This window comes from Paenibacillus sp. CMM36 (assembly GCF_053570945.1).
In genome coordinates this window covers 69,354-83,156 of the sequence record NZ_JBSEDY010000005.1, presented here as the reverse complement: position 1 = coordinate 83,156, position 13,803 = coordinate 69,354, and the positions used below count along the sequence as shown (strand labels likewise).

The following is a 13,803-nucleotide window of genomic DNA, read 5'->3' as shown; positions in this document are numbered from 1 at the left end:
ATGAAAAAATGGGTATTTCACTATCGTTACGATATGGCGGCAATGATGTTGATGCTGATTGCGATTGTTGCATATCTTGCACCCATCTATGGACCAGGGCAAATTGTGTTTAGCGACATTGCTTTTGGAGCCACCTCTCATCGGTATCTGGAGGAAATAACCGGGGTATGGAACGAGCGATGGTCTACCTCGACCTTGTTCAATGCTCCACGTATCCTGTACATCTTGCCCTTCTATGGACTGTCACTCTTATTTGAGGAAAGCGGACCGGTCTTGCTCAAGTCGTTTATTACAGGCTTGTTATTTGTTTCGGCATTTTCGATGTATGCCTTTGCCAAACGATTGGTTAGCGTGTATTATTCACCAAGCTTTACGAAGACCCGTATTTTTGCCATCATGGTCGGCTCGTTGTTTTATGCGTTGAATCCGTGGGTTATTTTCCGCATTCAGCATATTTATTTGCTCTGTGGATATAGTTTATTTCCGTTAATGCTGCGGTTCTTTTTCAGTGCGGTGGACCCCAAGTTTCAAATTCAACAAATTAAAAACTATCATTCCCACAAGCTGTATCAGCGGAACTGGATCGACCTGTTTCTGTTGGCTGCGGTATTCACCGTTAGTGCTGCGGCAATTCACTATTTTTTCTTCGGCATGATTTATTTGGGCTTGTTCACCATGTTGCTATTGATCAAGCTGACCTGGACCCACCGTAAGGCTGGTCGCACCTATTTGCAGCCGTTATACGGCAATTTTTTGCGTAAAGGGATCATTTTTGGCATGTTTTTCGGTCTGCTCAGTTTTTATTGGTTGTCTCTATATGTCGGTAGCATGTTGATGGACGCTCAAGCGTCTCAGCATAATATCAATGTCGTGGATACGTTGTCTCTGTTCAGCCGCAACAGCAGTTTAAATAATGTGGGTTATTTACTGAGCTATTGGTGGCCCATGTTTTCCTTGTCCTCACTGCCTGTCATGTTTTATGTAGGAGGGGGATTTTTGTTGCTATTGATCGGGTATGCGATGGTGACACGTTCACATAAAAATCCGATCATTCTGATCTTCTCGCTACTTACGCTGCTGTTTCTGGTTGCAGCTACCGGGACGACGTTCCCATCGATTGCCAAGTGGTTTGTCATTCTGGTTACGAAAACCCCTGTGATTGGTTCGGTTTTCCGTGATCCTAACAAATTTATTGGACTGATTGCCCTTAACTTCGGGGTGTTGCTGACCTTTGGTGTCATTCAATTTATGGAATGGTTCGGATCCTCGCCGCTACAGCGTGTATATAAAAAGCTGGCGGTCGTTATCGTTGTCTTGTGCCTGGGGGTATATTTTGCTCCCTTGCGCACTCAGTTCATTGAGGGGTACTACAAGCCAGTACAAGTGCCAGAGGCTTATGCTCAAATGGCTGAAAAGCTGACTGATCCGGATCGTTTCGATAGCAAGGCATTATACTTTCCGATTGCTGACAATATGATTCAGAGCTATAACGGAGTAGCCACGCCCAAATGGAATAAAGGGAAGACCGCAAACGAAAAGGCAACGGGAGATTTTCAGGTATACTCTTCTCCTAAAAATACGATCTTTCATCATGAGGGCAATGATCCCGGTATTACATACTATATGAATTTTCTACAGTATGTCATGGACAACGGATTAAGCTCCCGATTAGGTTGGCTGTTCTCTACCTTTGGTGTCAACCAGTTGGTCTACCATGATGAATATGTGGGACAGGAGAAGCGTCAGGATTTCCACCTCTCTCAGCTGGAAGGTCAGACCGGGCTGAAACGTACGTACCAGAACGGGCTATTTTCCATATTCAATCTCGACCAGACACCGCCCTATATGAACATCCTTGCCAGTAAAATTGTAACACCTTACGGTTTTAGCCGACTAGAGAGCTACAGTCATCTGCCTGGTTTTGATTTTAGCCGCTTTGGAGTGCTGTTCAGTGCGTTAAAGCCTGAGCTAAAAACCATCCAGACGATTAACAAAGGGGATTATGTGGAAGCGGCGTCCTTTAATGACTTGCTATTGTCACAGCTTCCAGCAGAGGATTACTTACGGCCTTTTGATGCCATTGAGGATGGTAATGCCTTTTTAAAATGGTCCAAAACCTTTGCCTCGACCAACGATTGGTTGTGGTATTTATCCTCCCAAAATATACGGAACTTTCCGTTCGATATGGAAATGGATGCAGGGATTGCGGTCACCTTTGCCAGTAAGAAGCTGGATGTGGCCCCGTATCAGATGAGCAGCATCGAAGGGAAGACGGTTGTGGACTTTGATTCCATGTTGCGGACCGAAACCTTCTTCAAGCCGGATAACCCGCAGTTGTTCAGTGTGCAGGCTAATCCCCGTGAGGAATTGAATGATGTGCCAACTCTGCATGGCGAAATTATGAAGGGTGACCCGAGTAATATATGGCAGGTCGCTCGATCGGGTTTGCTGGAAGCCAAGGAAAATAATCCGTATCAGTTCCAAATTACTGTTTCCGGTCGCGGAACGAACAAAATGCATGTGAAAATGAGATTTTACGATAAGCAAATGCGTGAACTGGGGGTTAGCTATGTCGTGGCGCCTTCGGAGGAATATAATTTTGACAGTGTGAAATTTTACGGGGAATACGTGTCGCCGCCCGGCAGCTATTGGATGCGAATGGATTTGTTAACCCTGCAGCGTCCACAGCAAAAAAATTACTGGTGGATTCATGATATCCAGCTACGTGATTTGGGGCAATACAGTAAGCCTAACACGTTTACGATGCACAAAAAACTGGATCAACCTCAAACCTCGCATGTATATGCCAGAGTGTTTATGAATAAGGCAGGCGGGAAATTACAAGTCACGTTACCGGACAAAGTGGTTAGTATCAAGACCCAGGATGATGGTTTAAACCAATTTCAATGGGTCGATCTGGGAGAACATGTTTTTCCAAAAGGAGATACTCCAGTCACGGTTAATAACCTGCAAGGTTTTAATGCGGTCAATCAATTTGCGATTGTGCCTGTGGATCAGCTAGATCAGTTATCTTTTCCAGTGGAGCAGGCATTGAAGCGGGGCAAGCTCTTTTTCACCTTGGAGGCAGAGAACGATTTTAACGCCCAAGGGAATGTGCAGACGGAGCGTGCTTTGCCAAGACTTAGTATGGGGCGAGGGATCAGCTATCAGAAGGGGACGTTAAGCAGGGATGTGGAAGTCGCCAAAACGGGAACCTATGCCACAGCTATTTTGGCCAATCTACCTGCAGGATACCATGGGTCATTAACGATGAAGTGGGTGAATGAAGAGACGGGAGAGGTGCTGACCAGAACGATTCGTACGGAAGAGTCGTATAAGCGGTTACCCGCTACCTCTTTATCTGAAAAGCAGGTTATTGAAACGGTGCCCGATCAGGATGGTTTTGCCAAGAAAATCATACAAATTCCCGGTCTGCTGAACGACTATGGCCGAATAGAATTCAAAAATCTGTTCCTAACCAAGGGAAAGTATCACTTAACCCTTGTGCTGGACAGCCAAGTACCGTCATTGAGCCGTTTTGGAGATATTCATCGAATGGGCGGGCAGGAAGTGACGGTAATGCCTGGGGAGAACACGAAGGAGTCATTAGACACGGATGTCGGATGTGTAGCGGATATACGACCTGGCCAGACGAACCTGTCATTTATGGACGAAGGACTCTCTATCCGTTACGCACCTAGCTATTCCTGTGACTGGAATATTTATGCGTCCAAGAAAATGAAGGCCGAGCCGCTGCAAGAGTATGCCGTGCAGTTGGATGCGCGATCCGAACAAGTTGGAAGTCGGCACATGAAGGTCATTTTTTTGAATAAAGTGTCCCAGGTTCTCCAAACCTCCTATATTGATGAGGTGGAGGAGAGAGATAAGGAACAATGGAATCATTATGATCAAATTGTGAAGGCACCGGCAGGAACCGCCATGATGCAGTTTCAAATTTTAGCGCATGCGCACAAGAAGCAGTCAGGCTTATTTCAAATGAAGGAATATTCCATTATCCCTTATCAAGCCATGATTACAGTGGATCAATTTACGTTGTTTGAGGGAACGGATATGGATACCTTTTTTATGGCACCACATGCTTCGGAAAGCATTCAGGCTACTCGTGAGAATTCCATGGAACGTAGTTTTACGCTATATAATCCGACGCATCAGCAGGTGCTGATCCGGGAGACCGAATCACCCAATCCACTATGGGAGTTCAGACTGGGTGGCGAAAATCAGCGAGCCCGTCTGTCTGTGAATGGAGTAACTACCGGATTCATTACCAATGGTAACGGGAACGGGAAAGTCGTCGTTATTCTGGCTTCCGCCTACCGTTTTGGATGGGGATTGTTCCTCATAGGGATACTGGGTGGAGCAGCTTGTTTTCTTCCTTATCGGCGATGGAAGAAGCGAAACCTTCCATAAAAAGCAAGCTGCTCAGTGGGGAAATGGGTAGCCATGATACGGCTACATCTCATATTTGTAGCCTCTGCCCCAGACGGTACGGATGTGCTGAGGATTTTTAGGGTCACGTTCTATTTTTTTGCGGAGGCTGGAAATATGTACGTCGATAGTGCGATCCAGATAAGCGCCATCTCCGCCTTTGATCCGATCCATCAGCTCGCTGCGGGTAAAGACTTTACCTGGATTGCAGGACATTTCTTTTATAATAGAAAATTCGATTTGAGTGACTTCTATTTCTTGGTCATCGACTAACAGACAATGACGGTAATCATTCACCCATACCCTTACCTTTTTATTCTTTTGAGTTACCGTTTGCGATTCAGTGAGCATGTTGCGGCCGCAGCGGCGCAGCAGGGCTTTGATGCGGGCATTTAACTCTATCAGACTGAACGGCTTGCATAAGAAGTCATCTGCTCCGTCATCCAGAGCTTTTATTCTTATATTCAGCACGGTGTTATTAGAGATGACCAGCATAGGGACTGTGGTAAATTGACGGATTTGGCTGATCAGCGCACATTCGACTTTACCGGAAAACATTAGAGCAGTCACAATAATATCCGGCTTAAAACGCATGAGTGTAGGAATTGCAAGTCTAGAGTCATAAATAAGCTCGGTATGATAGCCTTCCTCCTGAAGGTGAAGAGCAATCATATCTGCCAAACCTTTTTGATCTTCAATGATGAGTATTTTTATGGGCATGACTGACATCTCCTGTACAGACAAAGATACAATAGCATTGCATAATCATGTATTTGCCACGATAATACATACTTATGTATTCGGCAGAAATGCGAAAAATGAACAGTCTTATAATGTAAGAAAAATATTAATTTACAGGAAGAAGGTTGCATCTTTGCGAATGATTTTATTATCTGGAGGTTCGGGTAAACGTCTGTGGCCCTTATCCAATGTGAACCGTCCCAAGCAGTTTCTTTCCATACTACGTCACGACGAACGGCCCGAAAGTATGCTGCAACGAATATGGAGGCAATTAGATGAGGCGAATTTGGCAGATGAGGCCTATTTTTCGACGAGTGGAACTCAGGCCGAGCTGATTCGAGGACAAATTGGCGGAGATGCTGTAGTGATTGAGGAGCCGACTCAGCGAGATACTTTCCCGGCCATTTCACTGGCTACGGCCTACTTGCATGACGTTGCAGGCGCATCACTCGACGAGATCGTAGGGGTCATGCCTGTGGACGGGTATACGGGAGATGAATTTTTTGAGCATCTGCGCAGGCTTCCTTCCATATTAGAGCAATCAGGAAGCCATATCGCATTAATGGGGGCTGCTCCGACGGAACCCTCTGATAAATACGGATATATTGTGCCTTCAGCCTCTCCTTCACTTGACCAGCCATATTATAGGGTTAGTTCATTTGTAGAAAAGCCGGATCTGATTCGTTCAGAGGCGTTGATCCGTGAAGGGGCCTTATGGAATTGCGGGGTGTTTGCTTTTAGACTGGGCTTTTTATTGGATATTCTGAAGCAAATGGGTATACCAGCCGACTATGAATCTCTTTCGACAAATTATGCAGACTTGCCTAAAACTAGCTTCGATATCGCGGTAGTAGAGCATACTCATAAGCTCTCTGTGCTTCCATATCATGGAGAGTGGAGAGACTTGGGCACATGGGATTCGTTGGTGAGAGAAGTAAGCTCGAAGCTGAGTGGTCCAGGATATATTTCAGAAGCTTCACATGACTCGCATATCATCAATGAACTGGAGATTCCGGTCAGTATCTGGAATGTCCCGGACATTATCGTCGTTGCCGGGCCGGATGGCGTGCTGGTTACGGATCGGCAGTCATCCACAGGAATTAAGGATATGGTGGCGGAAATTGAAATCGGACCACGTTTTGAGGAGCGCTTCTGGGGAAAGCAAACGGTGTTATCCCATCAAGCGGCAGCAAGTGGATTGCAGACAGTGACCAAACGCGTGGTCATTTCAAACGGGAGATTTATCAGCTATCATGAGCATCAGTTTCGTAAAGAAGTTTGGACTATAGTTTCTGGAACCGGGAGTGTCTCTATCAATGGCGTGATACAGACAGTCAGCCCCGGTGAGGTCATCGTCATTGAACCCGGTACAAAGCATTTTATAGGGGCAGTAGAAGGAGATTTAGAATTCATTGAGTCACAAATCGGACATATCGTATCCGAAACGGATATTATCCGTTATGAATTTCCTGATTCGATTGACGACCATACTCATGAAGTGTCTACAATATAGGGACTGATAGATACGAACGAGGTTTATCAGAAGGCAGTGAAGAGTAGTAGGAACTATTTTTTATGGGTATTCGGATTTTATGGCGGAGAAGGGTTTATAGCTGGCCCTTCTCCAATTTCTCGATCAAGGTGGAAAAATCGATTCCCAGCAAGATTATTTCTTCTGGCTTACGAACAACTTCAATAGGTGGCATATTAAACATCGGGAAGTTTTCCTCCCGTAGATCGTAGCTATCAAACCGCCTCTGGTACTTAGGCTTACGTTGCTTTTTAAGTCCCTCTGTAAAGAGTATTTTGGCTCGTAGGGCTTCAAAAGAGTATCCCCTGCTTAAACGATTAATGACTCGAATAAGGCTGTTTAGAGACTCCGTATAAGCGTTTGTAATGCGATGGTCGAAGTAGGCGAATATTTCCTCTTCCCAGTTCTTCATAGCCTTTGTAAGTGGTTCAAAAGCGGATTGCAGTTCAGTTGGTATTTTAGCTTTCCATTCGTTGTATTTAAGGAATGCCGTCTGTCTGCTATCACATTCCCAAATATCGAAATATGATTCCTTTAAGTCATAAGCAGTGCCGAGAGAAGGATGATTCTTTGTCCAAAGGTCAAGCGTAATTTTATCCATCTCTGTAAGCGCTATATGGCGTTTTAGGAGGATAAAACGGTCGTGCCTCAGCCCGCGGCGTTCTTTTGGCGATAATCCTTCTCGGAGCTGCTTACGAATGGTTTCTAACGCTTGGTTTGCCATACGGAGAACATGAAACTTATCGACGATGATAAGAGCTTTTGGCAAGATAGCCCTCACGGCGTCCTTATATGGTTGCCACATATCCATTGTGACGTATCGTATTTGTCCTCTATTTGGAAGGCGTGAGAGGCAGTCTATAACGGTTTCCTTGTTACGATTGGGCAAAACGTCTAACAACGTATGTTCCTCAATATTGGTTAAAACGCATCTTGGCTTAATAATGTGTATTTCGTCAATCCCAAGCCAATTAGGAGTTTCAAAACGAAGCGTTACTTTAAGACGATTGAGGTAATCACGAAAGATGTTACGTATCGTTTTTTCATGCAATCCAACATCCTCGGATATGCTGACAAACGTGCGTTTAAGGCTTTGCTTCTCTATATAAGACAATAATCGTTTGGTACAGTTTCGCTTTTCGTCTATGGTGTGATCTAAGTGTTCCCAAAAGGTTCGATTGCAATCTTTACAGCGATACCTCTGACGCTTTATAAGAAGGCCTGCACGCTTGCCATGAATGGGCAAGTCCATATAAACTTGTTCCCTGCTGTCGTGTTTGTAGAGGTTGGCTATGCATCCGCAATGAGGGCAAGCCAAAGGTGGAGAGTTCGTCACCACTTGTATTAGAAAATCAAATTCATTTTCACTAATACTTAATATGTTGAAGTTTGGAAGATTTAAAATATCCATATGAATTTCTTCTATACATTTATGATGCAAACTCCTTCTTTGTTTTCGCGTGACTGGTCAAAATACCGCTGAATATAAAAGATAACAACGAACCGGCAAAGCATATAGCCGCAAACATGCCTACGGCGGAAAAACCGTTAAAAGTCGCGTAAATCAGGCCTGCGATCCAAGAACCGAGCGTTGTCGCAGCGTACATGTTTGAATTGGCCAAGCTGGAGATCGTGCCGCGGATGGTCGGATTTAGTGAATTCAGCATTCCCAATATTAGGGGAAAAGAGATCCCCATGTTAACGAATATGAAAAAGTAAACACTTTCGAAAGCCGCAACCGACGGCAAGAGAGGCAACACAATAAAACATATGATAGAGACAAGAAAGCCTACAACCAGCGTATTGAAACGGTTTAACGTTTTGATCACATAGGCACCGCCAAAGCTCCCGACTATATTCCCAAGACCTAGAAAAAACATTACGTATCCCGTTTGATCAATTGAAAGGTGAAAGCGATCCGTCACCCATTTTCCAATGAAAGAAAAGGCAGCAAAGAATCCACATTGAAATAAGAAATGAGCGAGGAAAGCCTTTCTTGCCATTCGGCTATTCAATAGTGGGATGTATCTACTGAAAATCGGAGTCCTGGTTTTTTGGCCTTGATTTGGTTTCATTTCGGGCAAAGCATAGAAGATGAATACTGCTACCAATAATGCACATGCACCGATTGTAAAAAAAGGATAATACCAATGGGTTGAGGCAAGCAGACTTCCAATAGGGATACCGAACGCTTGGGAAGCAGCCAAGCCTGCCATGACGAATCCTGATACTTTGGCGATTTTTGACGTTGGAAACAGAGTAGGGATCGAGGCCCAGACTTGAGGCGCCGTAAATGCTGCGCTGACTCCGGCTAAAAAACGGAAGAAGAACATCGACCAAAAACCTGTGGCAAAGCCGCATAACATGGTTGAAACAGAGAAGCAGATCATGCCGGAAAGCATTACTTTTTTGCGATCCCATCCATCGGAAAGCGGTCCAGCAATCAGTGCAAAAATGGCATAACCTAAAGCATAAGACCCTACCATCCAACCGGAATATTCAGTTGGGATATGAAACAAGCTCTGAAGAGTGGGGATGAGCGGAGATATCAAAAACGTATCCGTACCGATAACAAACATGATGAGGAAAAATAAAGCAGTTAATTTGATCATTTTATTCACCCTTTTTAGTTAGTTCTATAGTTCAAAGATTATTGAACTAATGAATAAAAAAAGAATTTCTTTCTACAATGTATCCAGAAATCCAGGTAAGTAAGTTTGAAATGTCTCCAAATCGATGCTCATATACTTCGTTTGAGCTTCTTTTCGTACCTTGATCAATTTCGCCTCCTTTAAAGCACGCAAGTGATACGAAGTATTCGATTTCGTAGTATCGCGAATGTGTCCTACTTCTCCACAATTCATTTCCTTCTTGCTGGCGTATAGAGCTCGTATGATGTCCAATCTTGTTTCATCAGCTAACGCCTTAAATATTTTGACTCTGAGCTCATCATTTATTATTTTTTGAGTAGTCATAAAACCATTGTACTAAGATATCGCTACAAATCAAGTCTTTAGAAAAATACCACCATATTCTCCGATTTTTAAGTGAAATGTTTTGATTTTGTCTCCACCATAAAATCCGAATGCCCCTTTTTTATTAGAGCTTGGAAGACCTGTGCATTCCTAAAAAGGTATTCATGCGTTATACGAATGAATACCTTTTTTTTGCATAAACAGTTCTCTGTGTTTGTAATGAATTGAATAGAAAAGAGACTTATAAAATAATAATTTTCTTGGAAGTCAGCCACTCTTTTACAGCATCCGTACTGAGGTCTCTTTTGGGCGTCCATTCTATTTTATCAACCAGCTTGCCGTTTCTGAATTCTGCAATAGTGGGGGTGTATTTAACATTGTAATCCTCTTTGAATTTATTCCATTGAGGCTTGTCCTTATGGATTTTGTGAACGTTCAAAAAAGTAATTTTAGAGCCTAGATTATACTGTTCGATCATCTTGTTAAAGTTAGGCTCAAACCGATTGCAGTCTCCACAACTGGGTCTGCCGACATAGACAAACACACTTTGATCCTGCTGAATCAAACGCTTAAAACCATCTAGTGTAACCGCATTCAAGTGGTCATATATTTCGGGATAATTGCTTTTGCTTGCTTGGATCTCTTTATCTTTCTGCTGAACAACCTGCTCCAGATCTTGAAATTTAACTACAGCTGAAATAGCGATACCAATGAGAAGCAATACAATGACACTTAACCCGGCGATATATCCTTTTTTCACAGAAACCCTCCTTTTTTTACAATCTCAAACTTACAATAAATGATTTTTTCGTTTTTCACTGTAACACTTGTCTCATTATGTATAAAAAAGAAGCTTTCCCGTAGGGAAAGCTTCTTTAGTCAGCATTTTGCATAATTCGATTCCCAACGCTTGTAAGTACAGTATATAGACGAATTAAAGCATTTCGATCTATATACTGCTGATTTGAAAACGCTCCTGGGATTTATGCAAAATGCCCTAGTCTGATAATTAAATGTTAGACCACAACAGTCAACAAGTAATCCTCACGCTTCACTTCAGTTTCCATTGTGTTCAATACGTCCAGGTATTGAGCGGAATTTGTTACGATAATCGGCGTAGTCGTTGTATAGCCTGCCGCCTTAATTTGTTCGATATCAAATTCGAGCAACAATTGCCCTTGCTTCACTACATCACCCCCTTTGACGCGCTTGTCAAAGAATTGTCCTTTCAGCTTCACTGTATTCACACCAACGTGAATCAGAATTTCTGCTCCGTCATTGGAAGTAATACCGATGGCATGTCCGGTTGGGAATACGGTCGTAATCGTTCCATTGACAGGAGATGTCAGCACACCCTCTGTAGGATCAATAAGGATTCCTTTCCCCATAGCACCTGAAGCAAAAGCAACATCAGAAGATTGTTCCAAAGGCAATACTTTACCTTGCAGTGGGCTTACGAGAATTTCTTTCTCGATTGTCACTTCTTTCTTTATAGGCGCAGCTTCTGTTTTTGCAGTTTCTTCTTTTGGATCATCAAAGCCCAAAATCATAACCAACACAACTGCGAGTACAAAGGCAACGAGCAAACCGATGACTACCCACAAGAATCCAGCTCCAAAATAAGTTGGCAGCGCCAGTAAACTAGGCAGGGAGAAGGATTTTGCAGTCGCTCCGCCAGAAGCGATAATAGCGCCCCCAATACCACCGGATATGCAAGCATAAATGAAAGGTTTTTTCAATTTCAAAGTTACACCATAAATCGTTGGTTCTGTAATCCCGAATACAGCCGCCAGTGTAGAGGAACCCGCCAAAGCCTTCATTTGAGTATTTCGTGATTTCAGGAATACCCCCAGTGTTGCACCGGCTTGAGAAAGTACGGCTGCTGTAAGCATTGGAAGCATCGTGTCATAACCCAATGTTTGAATATTGGACAGCATAATAGGAACGAAGCCCCAATGTACACCGAAAATAACAAACACTTGCCAGAATGCACCAGCCACAGCTCCGGCGATCAATGGGCTTAAATTGTATACCCATGTAAAACCGTTCGCCAAGCCTTGACTGATCAGGTTACCGACTGGACCAAAGGCCAAAAACGTCAACGGAACAACAACTAGCAGTGATAGCATAGGGACGATAATGTTTTTAACCGATTGATGAACAAAGGAATTAAACCAACGTTCCACATAGGACTGTACCCATACCGCGAGAATAATTGGGATTACGCTGGAACTGTATTTTATCAGAATGATTGGAATCCCGAGAAAAGCCAGTTTTGCCGGATGATCCACCGCTGCAATAACATCCGGGTACACGAGTGCTCCAGCAACTGCGACCGATACAAAGGCATTTGTCTTAAATTTACGGGACGAAGTAATAGCCAGGAATATAGGCAAGAAATAAAATACGCTGTCCGAAGCGGCGTTCAAAATGAGATACGTACCGCTTGTAGTATCAATCCAATGAAGCGACGCAATTAAGGCCATAATCCCTTTGAGCAAACCTGCTCCGGCAAGAGCACCCAAGAGAGGTGAGAAAATGCTGGAAATGATATCGACCGCTTTGCCGAGAACATTTGTTTTTTCGGAAGATTCTTCCTTTTTGGCATTAGGATTGTCTGCATCCTGCAAATTCGTTTCTGCCATCATATGCTCAAATACTTGACCTACATTGTTGCCGATGACCACTTGGAACTGGCCGCTGCTTTCCACCACTGTAATGACACCAGGTGTTGCTTCCAGTGCAGCTTTGTCTGCTTTTGTGCGATCTTTTAATTTAAATCTCAAGCGTGTAGCGCAATGGAATACGGAATTGACATTCTCTTCGCCGCCAACGAGAGTCACTATTTTTTTAGATAGTTCTTTATCACTCATATTTAGAACTCCTTATGGGTTATTCTTGCTACTGATAGGGTTTACCGTTTACATTTGTTGCTAAGATGCGCCGGCATGCATCTTTTTAACCTTGTAAACAAGAAAAACCTAAACTCGTGGTGAAAACTGCGCACTCTTCCTATAAGGGAACGTCGATTTCACCATCAGTTTAGGTTTTGCCTGCCTTACCAGTCACAATCCATGAACGATGAGGGGTATGAAGTTGTTAGTCTTATATGTTATTACGCTCAGTTACCCGATGAATATGGATAGTTAGATATACGTATTCATCCTTGCTTAAATATTGATCGTATGTTTTTTCCAGATACTCATTGATCTTTTGGGCGCAAGCAAAAGCTTCGGTATACGTCTGCTTCACCTGGTTGTACAAGAATTCTTCACCACTGTGAATGACTTCTTTACGAATCACTCGCATCGCAAAATATTGCAAATGTGTCAAAAATCTCGAATAGCTAAAAGAAGACTCATCTAGCACAATCCCGTAATGGTACGTAATAATGTTCAATATATGTTGGACAATCTCAGTCATTTTCAGTGTAGATTTCATTTCGTTACCGTCAATCCGTGCATTCACCATATGCAATGCAATAAATCCCGCTTCATCTTCGCCCAATTTTACTCCGAGCGTATTTTCAATTTTTTGGAGAGCATCCAGTCCAACTGCAAATTCTTTTTTGTAAAAGCGTTTAATTTCATACAGCATCGCGTTTTGGAGTGCCAGTCCTTTTTCTTGCCGTTGTATGGCAAAATGAATATGGTCGGTCAACGTTAAATAAATATTATCGCTTAACTCCGTATCCAACACTTCTGTTGCATGGGTTACGATTTCATTCACGACCTCCAGATGAGATACAGGAATATCGTTCAGCAGCTCGGTTAGTTTGGCCGTGAACTCGTTTTCATTTAACATGAAAATCTTATCTATTTTATCATCATCGACTTGATCGCCAGCCACCTTTTTGAAGGAAATACCTCTTCCCATCACGATGACCTCTTTGCCTTTATCGTTTTTAGTCAATAGGACGTTGTTATTGAGCACCTTCTCAATAATCATTGAAGTTCCCCCTCCCATCCTTTACCAATAAAAAATGCCTAAGCACAATTCAATACTATTGTTAGCAATAGTACTCAATTGAACTCAGGCATTGCCCGCATCACCGGTCACAATCCTTCGATATAGTGCTATTGTAGCACAAAAAAAAGCGATTTCAACATT

The 13,803-nt window shown here is 43.2% G+C and carries 9 protein-coding genes; 2 read left to right on the top strand and 7 right to left on the bottom strand.

Annotation, left to right across the window (positions count from 1 at the left end):
* Positions 1–4,428, top strand: a complete 4,428-nt coding sequence (locus ACWA2B_RS12355; RefSeq protein WP_449292249.1) for a hypothetical protein — start codon at positions 1–3, stop codon at positions 4,426–4,428.
* Between the two features lie 42 nt (positions 4,429–4,470).
* Here ACWA2B_RS12355 and ACWA2B_RS12350 read toward each other — a convergent pair whose 3' ends face one another.
* Positions 4,471–5,166 carry a response regulator transcription factor gene (locus tag ACWA2B_RS12350; RefSeq protein WP_449292248.1) on the bottom strand — a complete coding sequence of 232 codons (696 nt, stop codon included), beginning with the start codon at positions 5,164–5,166 and terminating at the stop codon, positions 4,471–4,473.
* 160 nt (positions 5,167–5,326) lie between these two features.
* On the opposite strand from ACWA2B_RS12350, the gene ACWA2B_RS12345 reads away from it, so the two are divergent.
* Positions 5,327–6,700 (top strand): sugar phosphate nucleotidyltransferase, encoded by a 1,374-nt coding sequence (locus ACWA2B_RS12345; RefSeq protein WP_049817031.1) that lies wholly within the window; start codon positions 5,327–5,329, stop codon positions 6,698–6,700.
* A 94-nt stretch (positions 6,701–6,794) separates the two neighbouring features.
* Here the strand turns inward: ACWA2B_RS12345 and ACWA2B_RS12340 are convergent, their stop codons facing one another.
* From ACWA2B_RS12340 to licT, 6 genes are all read right to left on the bottom strand, one after another.
* A complete protein-coding gene (locus ACWA2B_RS12340; RefSeq protein WP_341039891.1) occupies positions 6,795–8,129 on the bottom strand; it encodes an ISL3 family transposase in 1,335 nt (444 codons plus the stop codon).
* Positions 8,130–8,148: 19 nt separating this feature from the next.
* Positions 8,149–9,330: an MFS transporter gene (locus tag ACWA2B_RS12335; protein WP_029518384.1), complete on the bottom strand. Its 1,182-nt coding sequence runs from the start codon at positions 9,328–9,330 to the stop codon at positions 8,149–8,151.
* Between the two features lie 72 nt (positions 9,331–9,402).
* Positions 9,403–9,693: an ArsR/SmtB family transcription factor gene (locus ACWA2B_RS12330; protein ID WP_058710457.1), complete on the bottom strand. Its 291-nt coding sequence runs from the start codon at positions 9,691–9,693 to the stop codon at positions 9,403–9,405.
* A 241-nt stretch (positions 9,694–9,934) separates the two neighbouring features.
* Positions 9,935–10,453 carry a thioredoxin family protein gene (locus ACWA2B_RS12325; protein ID WP_029518385.1) on the bottom strand — a complete coding sequence of 173 codons (519 nt, stop codon included), beginning with the start codon at positions 10,451–10,453 and terminating at the stop codon, positions 9,935–9,937.
* A 256-nt stretch (positions 10,454–10,709) separates the two neighbouring features.
* Entirely contained in the window at positions 10,710–12,566 is a 1,857-nt protein-coding gene (locus tag ACWA2B_RS12320) for a beta-glucoside-specific PTS transporter subunit IIABC (RefSeq protein WP_449292247.1), read from the bottom strand.
* 232 nt (positions 12,567–12,798) lie between these two features.
* Positions 12,799–13,641 (bottom strand): BglG family transcription antiterminator LicT, encoded by an 843-nt coding sequence (gene licT, locus ACWA2B_RS12315; protein WP_023990001.1) that lies wholly within the window; start codon positions 13,639–13,641, stop codon positions 12,799–12,801.
* Between the last annotated feature and the right edge of the window lie 162 nt (positions 13,642–13,803).